A 14,926-nucleotide genomic window follows, 5' to 3' on the forward strand; every position below is an offset into this window, starting at 1 on the left:
AAGATAGCGCCAGTTTCAGTGTGCTGAACCTGGGCTTTGCCTGACCATGAGAGACCTCTGAATTCCTGGAGACGATGTACCCATCGTGACGGAAGGGAGTGCCATCCCCGGGCCAGCTGCCTGTTTCTGTTTCGGCACATTGTCAGGTCCATGAGTTCAGGTGATTCCATGCCGTCGAAAAACGAACATTTTAGCCCGCACGCTCTGACAGAGGGCCAGGTTTTCACTGAGGCAGCTCATTCTTCCTCTGGGAAGTGGCAGAAACTGGTGCTTCTGGCTTTAGGCGCGGGTCTCGGTGTGACGGAAACCGGAGAAGCAGACGCGCAGGATGCCGGAGTTACGAATGATACGGCGTCTGTCAGTCTGCCTGCCGTCAAGGTTCACGGACAGACCGAAACGGCCACACCCGAACCCACGAATACGAACAACACGACACTGGATATCGGGCGTATGCCGGATACCGTGCGGGAGACGCCCCAGATCATCAGCGTTGTGCCCAAGGCTCTGATCGAACAGCAGCGTCTGTTCACTCTGGATCAGGCGTTGGCCAATGTTCCCGGTATTACGATGTCTACGGGGGAGGGCAATGGCGGCATGAATGGCAACCAGTTCCGCATTCGTGGTCAGCAGGCGCGTGGCGATATTTACGAAGACGGTCTGCGTGATTTTGGAACGTATGTTCGTGACACGTTCAATACGGAAAGTGTTGAAGTGGTTAAAGGACCGAGTGGTGAATATTTCGGTGCCGGTAACGTTGGTGGTGTGATCAACCAGACGCTGAAAAAGGCGCATCTGGGAAACCATTATGCTTTTGATCAGTCGATTGGCAGCGGCATGCAGTATCGCGGTGCGGCAGACGTCAATTACCAGCTTGGCAAGCATACAGCCCTTCGTGTGAACGGCATGTATAACAAGCAGGATGTGGCAGACCGGAACAATGTGCGGTCAGATCGTTATGGTGTGGCGGCTGATCTTGGTTTTGGTTTGGGAACGAAAGCCACCTATCACCTGAACTATCAGTGGCTCGGCAGCCGCGGAATGCCGGATTATGGCGTGCCAATGATCCTGACGGGCAATACGTATTCGCCCATTACAGAACACGGGCTGAATCGCGATACGACATATACGCGCAGCTTTGATCGCGACAATTCTAATATTCACATGGTCACCTCAAAGTTTGCGACCGAAATTGCCCGGTGGCTGACGCTGAGCAACGACACGCGCTTCAGCCATTATCATCGTGAATATGCCGCGACGACCCCGAGTGCGTGTTCCGGCGCATGTGCTTCGAGTTTTCTATCTGGTGGAAATCCTACTCTGCCCTATGGCGCAGGTGGCGGCGTTGCCTACCAGCAGGACGGTTGGGGCATTCAGAATGTCATGATGGGGCGTTCGAAATTCAATACAGGCTTCCTGAAGCACGACATCCGGGCTGGTGTGGATATCAATTACACCAAGGATGACCGTAGCATGGGAACCTACGTCAACAGATCAAACAATCAGGCAATCCGTAGCCCTTACTATTCCTCTCCCTCAACATACATCACGTGGCCATCAACCGGCCGGCGCATGACGGATTTTCGGGATCTGGGCCTGTTCTTTGCAGACAAGATCCATCTAACCGACAAGTTGTCCGTATTCGGAACGTTCCGGTGGGATAGCTATCAGAGCAAGTTCTGGAGTGCGACGACGTCTGCTGCGGGAACGCAATCCCAGTCTTCGAACAAGTTCAGCCCATCTGCGAGCGTGATGTATGACATCACCAAGGATGCCACCGTTTATTTCACGTTCGCGCGCTCGTATAAGCCGGTTGGGACGGATGCTTCGTCTATTGTGACGAATAATGCCGGGAGCGCGGATGTCGCGAATAACGGGCGTGACCTCAAGCCACAGCGTAGTGATCTGTTTGAAGTTGGAAGTAAGCTCGACTTCTTTAACAAGCGCCTTGGCGTAACGGGCGCCCTGTTCCAGATCAATCAGAACAATTCCTACACCTATGATGACGATGGCAACATCATCACAGGCTTCCAGGATGCGGGAACCGGCCGTCGCATTCGTGGTGCCGAACTGAGCGCAACTGGAAAGATTACCCAGAACTGGGATCTTTATGCGACGTACGCTTACATGGGCGGCAAGGTGACGCATAGCGCTACGCTGCACGGCAATCAGGCGCCCCAGCTTCCGCACAATTCGTTCTCGGTGTGGAGCACCTATAACCTGTCCCATCTGGTGTTGAGAGCGGGGCAGGGCACTCTGAAGGCTGGTGGCGGTGCCCAGTACAGTTCAGGCTACTGGGCTAACGAAGCCAATACAGCGCGGATGCCTTACAACTTCTCGCTGAATGGCATCGTGTCCTACGACTACGGTCGTTACCATGCGCAGTTTAATGCCAACAATCTGACCAACCATCTGAACTATGGTTCGGCTTTCAACACAGGGCGTGCCGTTCCCATGTCGGGGCGGACATTCATGGGAAGCTTTGGCCTAAATTTCTGAGGTTAGTCACGACAAAAGTAGTTTCAGCCCTTCCGGCTTCTGGCCGGGAGGGCTTTCTGCTGAATTAACGGTAGATAAATATGGCTTCGTGCGAGCAGTCAGTCGGATTTTGTGCTGAACGGGAAATACCGGCCATCACCTGTCCTCCTCAGGTGCAGGCTCAGCTTCTTCTTGGCCAGATGCATGTGGATACAGGACGGTTTGCAGACGCTTTCCCATACTTTGAAGCGGCTGCGCGAAGTGGTCATCCTACGGCATTGAACATGCTGGGACGCGCCTATGAGCGCGGTTGGGGCGTCGTCCGGAATACAGGGCAGGCGGCTCTATATTTTGAAGAAGCGGCACAGCTCGGGGATGCATGGGCCATGTTTAACCTGGCCGATCTTCTGTTACTCGGCGATGGTGCTCCCAAAGACCGTGCTCGAGCATATCGGCTGTATGTATTTTCTGCTGAAAAAGGAAATGCAAAAGCGCTCAATATGCTTGGTTTGCTTCATGAGGAAGGGATTGCCGGAACGCCCGACCTGGAAGGTGCAAAAATCTTTTTTCAAGCAGCGGCTGAGGGGGGAGATTGCTGGGCCGAGATTAATCTTGCACGTCTTGCGCTTGCTCATCAGGACATCGCAGCGGCAGCCTCCTGTCTTCAACGGGCTTTGAAGACAGGGTTGCCAGATGTTTGTCGAGCAATCATTGCTGCTGTCCAACCTTATGCTGATCCTGCTTTGAAAAGCATTGGTGCACAGGCTGTTCGTCAGTTGGGTCTCGTGAAACGGCTCAGCGCTGTTCCGGCATGAATCTCACCCGGCGAAAGATCATACCGGGTGCTGGTTCATTCGTTTTAAGGGAGGGCTGACGACTTCAGAGCTCCGCCCATTGCCGCAGAAGATTATGATAGGTTGAGGTCAGGCCCAAAACCGCTGGGTGATCATCGGGTAGCGCCTTGCGTGTTTCGATGATGGAGCGGTCAAAATCGTACATAAGAGCGCGTTTTGTATCGTCGCGGATCATGGATTGCGACCAGAAGAACGATGCCCAGCGGCTACCGCGCGTAATGCGGTTAACGCTGTGCAGGCTGGTAGACGGGTAGACCACCATGTCGCCCGCAGGGAGTTTGACGTTCTGGTTGCCGTACGTGTCCTGAATGACGAGTTCTCCACCGTCGTAATCTTCTGGGGAAGACAGAAATAGTGTGGAGGAAACGTCCGTCCGGATGCGGAAACCAGCGCCTGGAATAGGGCGGATGGCATTATCAACATGTGCGTTGAAATGCATTCCGGTATCGTATCGGTTGAAAAGTGGTGGATAAACTCGCAAGGGCAGGGCAGCACTATTAAAAGTTGGATTGCGCCCTAAAGCCCTCAGAACAATTTCGCCCAGTTCACGGCACACATCTGAATCCTGCGGAATCTGAAGGTTCAGTTTTGCCTTTGCAGACTGTTCTCCCGCTGTGACACGTCCGTCTGTCCACTGCGCCGTCTCAAGCTGGTCGCGGCAATAGCGTACCTCTTCAGGAGACAGGACGTTCGGGATGTGGATCAACATGGGTGTGTTCTTCCTTGGACGGCTCTCGGGGCTTTTTTCAAAGCGGTTAAGAATCTTGCTTGTAATTAAGAATGACTCTCATTATCGTCCCTTAAAGGTCTTTGCGGGTTTCTGCAATCCATGTGGTGCGTGTCGCCCGGACTGCGCGAGACAGATGTCGGTTTTCTGCAAGGATATGGTGTTCCAACCTCGAGACAGGAGGGCGCATAGAGTCGCCCCGACAGGCCTATTTGATGTCTCTTACGTTCTCTCCCTGGCAGATGTTTCTGGGCGCCGGGCCGGTTGTCCGATGTGTCATGACACTTCTGGCAGCGGCATCCGTCGTCACATGGACGATTTTCATTGCCAAGACTGTGGAGCTGGTTCGCCTGCGTGCGCAGCTCAAAAAATCAGAAACGGCTCTGGAAGACGCAGACACACTGCATCTGGGAGAAGAATGGACGCGCGATGGTGCGGGTATCGCTCATGCTATGGTTCTGGCCGCAGAAGCGGAGCGCCGTCGCTCGGAAGATATTCCTGCCGATCGCGAAGGCATCAAAGAGCGGATTGTCCTGCATCTTGAGCGTCTGGAAGCTGCCGAAGGCCGCCGCCTGATGAGAGGGACCGGCGTGCTCGCCACAATTGGTGCGACGTCTCCCTTCATTGGCCTGTTCGGAACGGTGTGGGGCATCATGTCCTCCTTCACGGGCATTGCCGCTGCTCATGCGACCAGTCTGGCCGTTGTTGCTCCAGGCATTGCTGAGGCCCTGCTGGCCACGGCGCTTGGTCTGGTCGCTGCCATTCCTGCCGTTGTGATTTACAACCATCTTGCTCGTCAGACGGCGGCTTGTCGTGCCTGCGTCGCGGATCTGACGTCGCTTGTGATGCGTCTGGTCTCCCGTGATCTGGCCCGCGCGGCGCTTGCAGCAAGTGGCAATGTCGTCCGCTTCATGGCTGCTGCGGAGTAATCGCAGGCATGGCCATTCATATTCGTCATGCCGATGAGGCGGTGCTGGAAGCGCACGAAATCAACGTGACGCCGTTTATCGACGTCATGCTGGTTCTGCTCGTGATCTTCATGGTTGCTGCACCTCTGACGACGGTCAACGTCCCGGTTGATCTGCCATCTTCACCCGAAACACCTGCTCCCCGCCCGGATGAACCGGTTTTTCTGACCGTCAAGGCTGACCATACGCTGGCTCTGGGCGAGGATGCCGTCAGCTCGGATCAGCTTATTGATGCACTCGGCAAAGCTAGTAAGGGAAACAAGGAAGAGCGGATTTTCCTGCGGGCAGACAAGACCGTCGATTATGGAACGCTGATGGGCGTGATGGGGCAGCTTCGGAAGGCTGGTTTCCTTAAGGTCGCGCTTGTCACGCTTCAGGGGCAGGAGGCTGGGGAAGGGCCGTGAGTTCTTCACACGCGTCTCTCCCCACGACCTTCCGGGACTGGTATCAATGGTATCAGCAGACCGAAGACCAGCGGAGTGTGCGTGTCTGGGGGCTGTCTGGTGTAGCTATGACTGTTCTGACAGGCGCAGCACTCTGGTGGGCCGTGACACATGCGCCGCCACAGGTTGCGGCCCCAAGTGCTGCCCCCCCGCCTGCCATTGCAATTGACATGTCCCCCATGCCGACACCTGCGCCTGCTCCTCCACAGGATGTCGATCCCGGGCCGCAGCAGATGGTCACGCCGCCGGAACCGCAGCCGGATACGCCTCAACAGGTGGACGCCCCGCCGTCTCCGGCACCGCATCCGCCCGTGCCTGTTCCAAAGGTGGAGAAGGTCAAGGTTCACAAGAAAACAGCAAAGAGCCTGCCTCAGCCGGTGAAACCGATCCCGATGCAGGCTCCTGTTGCTGACAAGATGACCGCTCCGCCTGCTGCCGATAGTACGCCCTCTCAGAGCAGTAGCGCGGCGTCTGCATCACACGCGAGTCACTCCAGCAACGCGCCCGTGACCTGGCAGGGCGATATTCTGGCGCGTCTCGAACGTTTCAAGCGTTACCCCTCAGATGCTCTGGCCCAGCATCAGGAAGGCACTCCTGTCCTGTTTTTCGTCATGGATCGGCGTGGGCATGTTCTGTCCGCCAAGATCCGGAAGAGTGGTGGTTTTTCATTGCTGGACGAAGAAACACTGGCGGTTGTCCGGCGTGCAGAACCGTTCCCGCCGCCGCCGGAAGAGATTGCAGGGGCGACAGTTTCTCTCACTGTTCCAATCGAATTTTCAGTCGAGGATCAGTAAGAGGGGACAGTTGAAGGAATGCTCCAGTCAGATCGTGGCTGGAGATGACATCGAGGCTGGACGTCTCCAGTTTCCGTAAGCGTTAACGTCAATCAACGCACAGAACCGAACAGCCCCTGCGCTGTGCCGGGCCTGTGCGTCTGTCGTCATGCAGTCCTCAGACCCGTTACTCAGGGGTAATTCAAGGATGAGAAGATGACCGTTACTGACACCACAGCCATTGCTCCCCCGGAAATCCGTCGCGTCATGCATGAGCTGAAACGCCGTGATCTGACCGTAGTAGACGTCGAGCGTGTGACGCCACACATGATCCGCATCACGCTTCAGGACGAGAGCCTTCGGGATTTTTCCAGCCTGTCACCGGATGATCATATCAAGATATTTGTCCCGCAGAATGACGGCGAAATGGCCCGTCGGGATTACACGCCGCGCGTATTTGACCGCGCTGCTGGAACGCTGGTTCTGGATTTTGTGGACCATGATGGCGGACCGGCCGCGGACTGGGCTCGTAGTGCCAAGCCCGGCGATCATCTGGCCATTGGTGGCCCCAAAGGATCGCGCGTCATTACGGGAGATATTCGCACCTGGCTTCTGATTGGGGATGAAACCGCACTTCCCGCTATTGGCAGGCGCGTCGAGGAACTGGATGCCGGAACGCCTGTCACCACACTGGCTGCGGTGACAGATGCCTCTGAGGAACAGTCCTTCGAAACGAAGGCGTCCCACACATCTGTCTGGGTTCATCGTCCAAGCGAACAGGCGCATCAGGCCGAGCCGTTCTTACGCGCCCTGAAGACCATTCAGATCGTGCCGCAGACATTCATTTGGGTTGCGACGGAAGCATCCGTTGCACGCTCCATTCGGAGTGTTCTGGAAAACGAGCGTGGAATTTCGCCGCAGTGGATCAAGGCGTCTGGCTACTGGACGAAAGGCTGAAAATGGCAAAAGCCGCGTGTGTTAAGCATGCGGCTTTTTGGGCAGGCGCGTTTTACTGGAAGGGTAAATAGCGGAAATCGAAAAAGATCTGGCTCATGCTGGTATGCGGATCGCCCCCGATGCCTTTCCAGATGTCCCTCCGTGCATAAGCGAGCTGAGTGCCACCTTCAACTGTGCCAAAGCGGCCTTTGAAGAACCTCCACCAGGCACCGATCGTCGCCTCTGAAACGCCGCGTGTATTGGCGGAACAGGTGAGGGACGAAAGTTCCTGTAGGCAGCCAGTATTCGAATACAGTGGGTTGCCGTAGCCGTAAGACGACCCTTCACTGTTGAAATAAGCATGTCCCACGCGCTGTGTGCCAAAATATCCATACACATCAATATGCGGGTTGGGATGTGCAATCAGGCCTGCCTGCGCCTGAAGACCGAAGAGGGGCACCGGGTCCCCCTTGGCATTCAGTGTTGCATCCGGAAGCAGCACGGAACCGTAGCGGTTGATGCCCCATCCCGCGAGGCCGGCCGCGCGGAATTCCAGCTTTCCTGAAATGATTGGCAGGATCAGCGATCCCCCTGCGCCACCCGCAATGGCGGTGTTGTTGTGGCCTGTATGATTGATGGTCACGCGATCATGCGGGAAATGCAGGATGCCTTCGACTTCGTAATGGCCCCAACTGGGATCGTAAGCCAGTTTGCCAATCAGATCTGGCGCGATTTCGTTTGAGAAGTTTGCCGTGTCATTCGTCAGGCCAACGCCATTTTCGCCAATCGTGGCCGTGTTGCCGTTTGGAAGGGACACCGTGCCGTTGGTGTTCGCGAAGCCGGTGGTGTCATACAGGGTCGCCGGGTTTTCGATGGAAAAACCTGCCCAGAGGCGGTGGTCCATAAAATCCTTGACGACGCGCACTTGCCATTGGCGAGCCCATGTCTGACCCGCTAGCATGGAGGCCTCAATGGTTTCCGGAAGGCTTTCCTGACGGGCCACGATACCGATACGTCCGGGCGTCAGAAGGCTCCAGGCCTGTCCGCCAAGGAAATGCCAGCCAGCTTTATTATCATCATAGGCCAGATAGGCCTGACGCATCCGGAACGCATAGCTGTTGCTTTCATACGGATCTGTCGTCACCGCACCAGCACCAAAATCGGATTCAAAGAAGCCTGAAATGGTGGCTTCGGAATTGATGTTGCCGCGTGCCAGAAGGGAGAGGCGGCTATAGCGGGCGCTCCCTTCGAAATTATTGGTGTGATATCGCGGTTCATTCGGATACGGCATGTCCTGCCAGTAATTGAATGTGCCAGATGCGACATGGCGGTTCTCAAGAACGGCTGCCATGTCCACAAAGCCACCGAGCATGAGCGTGACAGGGCCAAGGTGAAACACGCCATGGTCGCCCACGGCGCCTGCGGACTGCGCGCCGATTGTTTCACGCGGATGTGGGCCGACACCATTTTCAGCAAAGCGCACCATGACATCTTCCGTCCGCTTCCCGACCACGGCCAGTTCAGATCCGGCGCCAGACTCAGTCACCCCGTGGTCGCGACGATCTCGTGCAACGCGGTCTCTTGAGTCTGATGAGGGGAGAGCGCGGGAGACGTGTCCTTCAGGCGAGTTGGCGTTGGATGCGAATGTTGCTTCTGAAGCAAGTTCAGTTGGGTGCGGGGACGAATGGAGTTGTGGCGCGTGAGGTGCAACTCCATGAATGGCAGACCTCGAAGACGTGCCGCGAGCGACGATTGTCGTGTTCGTCGTTGTCTTGTCTGCTGGCTGAACCGTGTGATGATGCTTGGCCATCTCTGAGCGGAGCATGACAAGATCGCGATTAATCTCTTCCTGTTCCTGCTGAACATGCGCCTGCGCTTCCTGAAGGCGGTGCATCTCCTTTTCCATGCGAGACATCACATCGTCATCTGCGTGCGCCTGTGAATGTACTGCGAGCAGACCGAACGCTGTGCTCATCATCAGGAGCCCACGGATAGAAAAAACAGTGCTGCAGGCCATGCGCAGAGGGAAACGGGACAACTACGTTCTCCATGTCAAAAGATGTCTGGTCTATGACACGGAATCGTGATCGCAGGAGTTAAAAAAGGTTTCAGACTTCAGGAGAAATTCAGAGCCGGACGACGATTTTTAGGGAGGGGTAGTCTTGAGATGCCTGAACGATAAGCGCGGTCTCATGCAGAGGGCACAAACAGAAAATTCCAGCTCTGAGACCGTACAGAGTACGATCAAAGCTGGATATCTGCGTCATTTCATTTTGAGAAATGTGCCTGTAAGCTTTTGAAAAGCTTGGTGTCCCGTACGGGATTCGAACCCGTGTTGCCGCCGTGAAAGGGCAGTGTCCTAGGCCTCTAGACGAACGGGACTGGAGGCGTGAGCGGGTGTATAAGGGGGTTCATTTGTGCCGTCAAGCACTTGAAACGTCAGAAATGAAAAAAGTTAGATTTTGTCGTTCCTGCCAGGTTTCCACCCTCAAATGCCCTGCCAGATGCAACAGCGGCATCGTCCGATCTTCAAGCAAGGGGACAAATGGTTTGTCCCCCGCACGGAAGACAAGTGCCTTCAGGCGTGTCCCGCCGTCTTCACCCTGGAACATCACGCGCAGGGTGTTTCCGTCCTTGCCAATGCGATCAGTCTTGACGCATCGCACATTGCTGATTGCCAGAACGGGCTCTTCATTGCCGGGTCCGAAGGGAGCCAACCGCGCAAGCTGAGCAGCGACTTCAAGCGAAGCGCCTCTGAGTGTGGTGAGGCCATCGATCCGTAATGCGTCCTGAACCGGAAGAGCGCGGGCTTCGGAAAGCGTGTTGTCCAGCAATTCATGGAAAGTGGCCGCATTGCCTGCTTCCAGCGAGAAGCCGGCAGCCATGGCATGGCCACCACCCGTCAGAAGAAGCCCGGACTGTCTGGCCGCGATGATTGCGGCACCGATATCCAGTCCAGGAACAGAGCGGGCAGATCCTTTGATAATCCCGTCCGCGAGAGCGCCGACCAAAGCCGGACGATTGAATCGCTCCTTCAGCCGTCCCGCGACAATTCCCACAACACCCGGATGCCAGGTTTCACCATGCAGGAAGATCACCGCATGATTGGCTTCGATCTGCTGTTCAGCCTGTTCCATAGCCTGGGCAAGAATGCCAGCCTCGACGCTCTGACGTTGCCGGTTCACGTTATCCAGCTCATCCGCAAGAGCACGAGCTTCCACGACGTCTTCGGAGAGTAGAAGTCGCAAGCCAAGATTGGCCTTGGCAATACGGCCTCCCGCGTTGATGCGTGGCCCCAAAGCGAAGCCACAAGCCATCGCGCTGGCTTCTTCCTTCACGCCTGCCACAGAAGAAAGGGTGGCTAGTCCCAAGCGCTCTCCTCGCGCCATGACGCGCAAACCCTGCATGACGAGTGCACGGTTCAGCCCGGTGAGAGGCATGACGTCACAGATCGTGGCAAGGGCCGCGAGATCAAGGCGCTTAAGAAGGTCAGGGGCAACGCGTCCATCCGTAAACCAGCCATCTCGTCGAAGAAGACGTACTGTGGCGACCATGGTCAGGAAAGCGACGGCCGTTGCGCAGATTGCGCCAAGACCAGAGGTGCAGTCGAGGCGGTTCGGGTTGACGACAATGCCCTTCGGCAGGATCGAACCATCCGGCTTGTGATGATCAAGCACAATGACGTCCGTTTGGCCGTGAAAGCCGTTCAGAATGTCGATCGCAGCAGTGCCGCAATCGATGCAGACGAGCAGGGTTGCGCCTTCGGAAACCAGTTTTTCGAGGGCTGGTGTGTTGGGGCCGTAGCCCTCGGTCATGCGGTCTGGGATATGGGTGCTGACGGTGCAGCCAAGTTCCCGGAGAGTATCACAAACCAGTGCAGTGCCGCAGGCGCCATCCACGTCGTAGTCGCCGAAGAGGCCGATATGTTCATGGTTGCGGACAGCCCGAGCAAGCCGGTCGGCAGCTTTGTCCATATCCTGCAGACAGGAAGGGTCAGGCATGAGATCCCGCAGGCGCGGGTCCAGAAAGGAGGCTGCTTCCGTGGCTGTAACACCACGGGCAGTCAGGATACGGGCCAGAAGTTCCGGAATGGCTGCTCTTTGAGCCATTCCAAGGGCAAGGCGGTTATCCGCCTCTGCCAAACGTGGATCACGCCAGATCCACCGACGGTTGCCTGCGCTGCGGGATACGCCGAGGACCAGGCCCGTATCGTCTTCTAACATGCTACTCCATTCAGGATGGTCGATTTGTCTTCAGACTGAAGTCGTGATGGCTTTCAATATAGCGAACTGTGCCTGATTTTGAACGCATGACAATCGAATGCGTCTTGGCGCGGGTTGGGCTGATCCGTTCCACCCCCTTCAGCAGAGAGCCGGTGGTGACGCCTGTAGCGCTAAACAAAACGTGACCGGCGGCCATGTCGTGCAGACCAAGAAGGCGCGTGGGGTCTTTGCCGTCAGCCATTTCGCGGGCGCGTTCACGCTGTGCATCGTCTTCGAACAGCAGACGGCCCTGCATCTGACCATTCATGCAACGGATTGCGGCTGCTGCGAGAACACCTTCAGGAGCACCGCCGGAACCTGCGTAAAGATCTACGCCGCCGCCATCGATGCAGGTTGCGATAGCCGCAGCAACGTCACCATCGCTGAGAAGCTGAACGCGGGCACCAGCCTGACGGGCACGGGCAATCAGTTCTTCATGGCGTTCGCGGTCCAGCGTACAGAGCACGAGGTCAGAAACATCACGTTTCTTGGCCTTTGCCAGGTTGCGCAGGTTTTCTTCGATGGAAGAGTCCAGATTGACGACATCGTCCGGCAGGTCCGGGCCGACGACAATCTTTTCCATGTAGATGTCCGGGGCGTGCAGGAACTTGCCGCGCTCGGCGAGGGCGACCACCGTAATGGCATTCGGCAGGCTCTTGGCGCACAGGTTCGTGCCCTCAAGCGGATCGACCGCGATGTCCATGGCTGGGCCGCCGGAGCCGACCTTCTCACCGATGTAAAGCATCGGCGCTTCGTCCATTTCGCCTTCACCAATGGTGACGACGCCATCAATGGCGACCGTATCAAAGGCGGCGCGCATGGCCTGAACAGCCGCACCATCGGCGTCGTTCTTCAGGCCGCGGCCTGTCCAGCGGTCAGAGGCAATGGCGGCCGCTTCCGTGACGCGGACAAGCTCCAGCGCCAGGTTGCGGTCAGTTACGCGGTAGGGAAGAACATTTGTAGGATCGATCACTGGAGAGAATCCTCGATCTTGAGCACCAGGGGAGCTCCCTTAACAACAGGGAGCGCGGAAAGTGCTGTGATAGCTGCAGAAATAGCCTTTTCTGGGGCCTGATGAGTCACCAGGGCCAGATATGCACGTCCCGCTGCAGCATCATGTTGCGAGACAAAGTGCACGGAAACATCATGGTCCCGGAGAACCGATGTCAGATCAGCCATGACACCCGAGCGATCTTCCACATCCAGACGAATATAGAAGGCGCTCTTCAGTTCCCCGAGGCTGGTGCAGGCAACGGGGGCTGGTGTATTTCGAACGCCCCAGACCGGAAGGTCTGCACCACGGGCCAGATCGATCAGGTCTGCTACCACGGCACTGGCTGTCGGGCCTTCGCCCGCTCCACGACCGGAAATGGTGATAGGACCACTGAACGGGCCTTGTGTGGTGACGGCATTGAATACCCCTTCCACGGCGGCGATGGCTGCCTTGGCGGGGACCAGACATGGGCGAACCCACGCCTCGATCCCGCTGTCTTTGCTGGCACGAGCCATGCCGAGCAGTTTGATACGGTATCCCAGTTCGTTGGCGAACGTCAGATCCGCAGCTGTCACATCTCGGATACCATGGACAGGAAGGGTGTCGAATTCGATGGGTTGAAACGCGATGCCTGTGAGGATGGCCAGTTTGTGAGCCGTGTCCCAGCCGTCCACATCCGTGGAAGGCTCAGCCTCCGCATAGCCCTTGGCCTGAGCTTCGGTCAGAACATCTCCGAAATCCCGGCCAGTCGTGCGCATTTCCGTGAGGATATAGTTGCAGGTGCCATTCAGGATGCCGCCCACGCTGTGGAGACGATCTGCAGCCAGACCTTCACGCACAAGTTTGATGGCGGGGATGCCGCCAGCAACAGCGGCTTCAAACAGCAGAGGCGCATTATTTTCGGCTGAAAGGCGTGTCAGTGTGGAGCAATGCAGGGCCACGAGCGCCTTGTTGGCGGTCACGACAGGCAGACCACGCGTCAGGGCTGTTTCCACCATATCGCGCGCCGGACCTTCAGAGCCGCCGATCAGTTCGACAACAACGTCAATCTCCGGGTCCTGAGCAACGGATACGGCGTTGTCATGCCAGCGGGTGGCAGACAGGTCGACGCCGCGATCCTTGCTTTTGCTGCGTGCTGTAACCGCCACAACCTCGATCGGGCGGCCAGCGCGGGCGGTAATCGTTTCAGCGTTCTCCCGCAGGAGACGAATGACGCCGACACCGACAGTCCCTAGTCCGGCCAGTCCGATCCGCAGTGGTTTCACGATTGTGCAGCTCCAAGAAGGTCAGCGGTCGATGCGCCGGCACCGTGCCGGCTCATGAAGCTCTTGATGGCCCGCGTCGCCTGACGCAGCCGCTGAGTATTTTCGACAAGTCCGATCCGGACGAACCCTTCGCCATATTCGCCAAAGCCCAGACCGGGTGCGACGGCCACGCCAGCTTCTTTCAGCAGGAGCTTGGAAAATTCCACGCTCCCCATGTCAGCGAAAGCGGGGGGAATAGGGGCCCATGCGAACATGGATCCGGCGGGGGCAGGAACGTCCCAGCCAGCAGCGCTCAGGCCACGCAGCAGAACATCCCGGCGATCCTTATACATGGCGCGGATGTCCGACACGTAATCCTGCGGGCCATTCAGAGCCGCAACCGAGGCCACCTGAATTGGCGTGAAAGCACCGTAGTCCAGATAGGATTTAATGCGTGTCAGGGCCTGAATCAGCTTTGGGTTGCCAACGGCAAAGCCCATGCGCCAGCCCGCCATGGAATATGTCTTGGACATGGAGGTGAACTCCACGGCCACGTCCTTTGCGCCCGGCACGGCCAGCAGGGATGGCGGTGGCTCATCTGCGTTGAAATAGATCTCGCTGTAAGCGAGGTCCGACAGGATCCAGATGTTTTCCCGCCGCGCGAAGGCTACGATTTCCTTGTAGAAATCGAGATTGGCGACGAATGCCGTCGGGTTGGACGGGAAGTTGACGATCAGCGCAGTCGGCTTCGGAACGGAGTGGCGCACGGCGCGGTCCAGCGCACGCAGCATGTCCTCATCTGGTGTGGCCGGAATGGAGCGCACGGACGCGCCTGCGATGATGAACCCGAACTGATGGATAGGGTAGGAGGGGTTCGGCACGAGGATCGTGTCACCGGGGCTGGTGATGGCGGCGGCCAGATTGGCCAGACCTTCCTTGGATCCCAGCGTTGCGATGACTTCCGTCTCCGGGTCGACGGAGACGTTGAAGCGGCGCTCATAATAGTTCGCCATGGCGCGGCGCAGACCGGGAATACCGCGGCTCACAGAATAGCCGTGCGCGCGCGGATCACCCACGGTTTCGACCAGCTTCTGCACGACGTGAGCCGGCGGAGCACTGTCCGGATTGCCCATGCCGAGGTCGATAATGTCCTCACCGGCCGCTCGCGCGGCAGCCTTGGCCTTGTTCACTTCAGCGAACACGTAGGGCGGCAGGCGGCGGATGCGGTGGAACTCTTCGGTCATGACCAG

At 57.3% G+C, this 14,926-nt stretch carries 13 protein-coding genes and 1 tRNA gene; 6 read left to right on the forward strand and 8 right to left on the reverse strand.

The window, feature by feature from the left end; all coding sequences use genetic code 11:
• Nucleotides 1-168 precede the first annotated feature (168 nt).
• Together JN414_RS00735 and JN414_RS00740 are read left to right on the forward strand one after the other, a co-directional pair.
• Nucleotides 169-2,496: a TonB-dependent siderophore receptor gene (locus tag JN414_RS00735; protein ID WP_202206303.1), complete on the forward strand. Its 2,328-nt coding sequence runs from the start codon at nucleotides 169-171 to the stop codon at nucleotides 2,494-2,496.
• A gap of 80 nt (nucleotides 2,497-2,576) precedes the next feature.
• The gene (locus tag JN414_RS00740) at nucleotides 2,577-3,290 is read left to right on the forward strand and encodes a tetratricopeptide repeat protein (RefSeq protein WP_202206304.1); all 714 of its coding nucleotides are present in this window, start codon (nucleotides 2,577-2,579) and stop codon (nucleotides 3,288-3,290) included.
• 64 nt (nucleotides 3,291-3,354) lie between these two features.
• Here JN414_RS00740 and JN414_RS00745 read toward each other — a convergent pair whose 3' ends face one another.
• A complete protein-coding gene (locus JN414_RS00745) occupies nucleotides 3,355-4,038 on the reverse strand; it encodes a Fe2+-dependent dioxygenase (protein ID WP_202206305.1) in 684 nt (227 codons plus the stop codon).
• Nucleotides 4,039-4,271: 233 nt separating this feature from the next.
• On the opposite strand from JN414_RS00745, the gene exbB reads away from it, so the two are divergent.
• The 3 genes from exbB to JN414_RS00760 are packed head-to-tail and all read left to right on the forward strand — an operon-like array spanning nucleotide 4,272 to nucleotide 6,261.
• On the forward strand, nucleotides 4,272-4,985 hold the full coding sequence (exbB, locus tag JN414_RS00750) for a tonB-system energizer ExbB (RefSeq protein ID WP_063904441.1): 714 nt from the start codon (nucleotides 4,272-4,274) through the stop codon (nucleotides 4,983-4,985).
• An 8-nt stretch (nucleotides 4,986-4,993) separates the two neighbouring features.
• The gene (exbD, locus tag JN414_RS00755; RefSeq protein ID WP_202206306.1) at nucleotides 4,994-5,428 is read left to right on the forward strand and encodes a TonB system transport protein ExbD; all 435 of its coding nucleotides are present in this window, start codon (nucleotides 4,994-4,996) and stop codon (nucleotides 5,426-5,428) included.
• Nucleotides 5,425-6,261 (forward strand): energy transducer TonB, encoded by an 837-nt coding sequence (locus JN414_RS00760; protein ID WP_202206307.1) that lies wholly within the window; start codon nucleotides 5,425-5,427, stop codon nucleotides 6,259-6,261. The genes exbD and JN414_RS00760 overlap by 4 nt, the downstream gene beginning before the upstream one ends.
• Nucleotides 6,262-6,288: 27 nt before the next feature.
• On the opposite strand, the gene JN414_RS17110 is transcribed toward JN414_RS00760, so the two are convergent.
• Nucleotides 6,289-6,411: a hypothetical protein gene (locus JN414_RS17110; protein ID WP_255494173.1), complete on the reverse strand. Its 123-nt coding sequence runs from the start codon at nucleotides 6,409-6,411 to the stop codon at nucleotides 6,289-6,291.
• A gap of 45 nt (nucleotides 6,412-6,456) precedes the next feature.
• Here JN414_RS17110 and JN414_RS00765 point away from each other — a divergent pair, with 45 nt between their 5' ends.
• On the forward strand, nucleotides 6,457-7,197 hold the full coding sequence (locus JN414_RS00765) for a siderophore-interacting protein (RefSeq protein WP_202206308.1): 741 nt from the start codon (nucleotides 6,457-6,459) through the stop codon (nucleotides 7,195-7,197).
• A 52-nt stretch (nucleotides 7,198-7,249) separates the two neighbouring features.
• On the opposite strand, the gene JN414_RS00770 is transcribed toward JN414_RS00765, so the two are convergent.
• The 6 genes from JN414_RS00770 to JN414_RS00795 all read right to left on the reverse strand — a co-directional run bounded on the left by JN414_RS00770 (nucleotide 7,250) and on the right by JN414_RS00795 (nucleotide 14,920).
• Nucleotides 7,250-9,154 (reverse strand): hypothetical protein, encoded by a 1,905-nt coding sequence (locus tag JN414_RS00770; protein ID WP_237389856.1) that lies wholly within the window; start codon nucleotides 9,152-9,154, stop codon nucleotides 7,250-7,252.
• 328 nt (nucleotides 9,155-9,482) lie between these two features.
• Nucleotides 9,483-9,558, reverse strand: a tRNA-Glu gene (locus JN414_RS00775).
• Between the two features lie 41 nt (nucleotides 9,559-9,599).
• Entirely contained in the window at nucleotides 9,600-11,399 is a 1,800-nt protein-coding gene (recJ, locus tag JN414_RS00780) for a single-stranded-DNA-specific exonuclease RecJ (protein WP_202206309.1), read from the reverse strand.
• Nucleotides 11,400-11,409: 10 nt separating this feature from the next.
• Entirely contained in the window at nucleotides 11,410-12,411 is a 1,002-nt protein-coding gene (glpX, locus tag JN414_RS00785; RefSeq protein ID WP_202206310.1) for a class II fructose-bisphosphatase, read from the reverse strand.
• On the reverse strand, nucleotides 12,408-13,697 hold the full coding sequence (locus tag JN414_RS00790) for a homoserine dehydrogenase (protein ID WP_202206311.1): 1,290 nt from the start codon (nucleotides 13,695-13,697) through the stop codon (nucleotides 12,408-12,410). Before JN414_RS00790 ends, glpX begins: the two co-directional genes overlap by 4 nt.
• A complete protein-coding gene (locus tag JN414_RS00795; RefSeq protein WP_063904432.1) occupies nucleotides 13,694-14,920 on the reverse strand; it encodes an LL-diaminopimelate aminotransferase in 1,227 nt (408 codons plus the stop codon). The genes JN414_RS00790 and JN414_RS00795 overlap by 4 nt, the downstream gene beginning before the upstream one ends.
• Nucleotides 14,921-14,926: the final 6 nt, after the last annotated feature.

It is taken from the genome of Gluconobacter sp. Gdi, assembly GCF_014132155.1.
Classification (GTDB): domain Bacteria; phylum Pseudomonadota; class Alphaproteobacteria; order Acetobacterales; family Acetobacteraceae; genus Gluconobacter.

What these genes read in the sequence shown, in the direction of transcription:
- exbD (WP_202206306.1), top strand. Translation starts at nt 4,994, where the DNA reads ATGGCCATTCATATTCGTCATGCCGATGAGGCGGTGCTGGAAGCGCAC.
- JN414_RS00765 (WP_202206308.1), top strand. Translation starts at nt 6,457, where the DNA reads ATGACCGTTACTGACACCACAGCCATTGCTCCCCCGGAAATCCGTCGC.
- JN414_RS00770 (WP_237389856.1), bottom strand. Translation starts at nt 9,154, where the DNA reads ATGATGAGCACAGCGTTCGGTCTGCTCGCAGTACATTCACAGGCGCAC.
- JN414_RS00735 (WP_202206303.1), top strand. Translation starts at nt 169, where the DNA reads ATGCCGTCGAAAAACGAACATTTTAGCCCGCACGCTCTGACAGAGGGC.
- JN414_RS00795 (WP_063904432.1), bottom strand. Translation starts at nt 14,920, where the DNA reads ATGACCGAAGAGTTCCACCGCATCCGCCGCCTGCCGCCCTACGTGTTC.
- recJ (WP_202206309.1), bottom strand. Translation starts at nt 11,399, where the DNA reads ATGTTAGAAGACGATACGGGCCTGGTCCTCGGCGTATCCCGCAGCGCA.
- JN414_RS00745 (WP_202206305.1), bottom strand. Translation starts at nt 4,038, where the DNA reads ATGTTGATCCACATCCCGAACGTCCTGTCTCCTGAAGAGGTACGCTAT.
- JN414_RS00740 (WP_202206304.1), top strand. Translation starts at nt 2,577, where the DNA reads ATGGCTTCGTGCGAGCAGTCAGTCGGATTTTGTGCTGAACGGGAAATA.
- exbB (WP_063904441.1), top strand. Translation starts at nt 4,272, where the DNA reads ATGTCTCTTACGTTCTCTCCCTGGCAGATGTTTCTGGGCGCCGGGCCG.
- JN414_RS17110 (WP_255494173.1), bottom strand. Translation starts at nt 6,411, where the DNA reads ATGACGACAGACGCACAGGCCCGGCACAGCGCAGGGGCTGTTCGGTTC.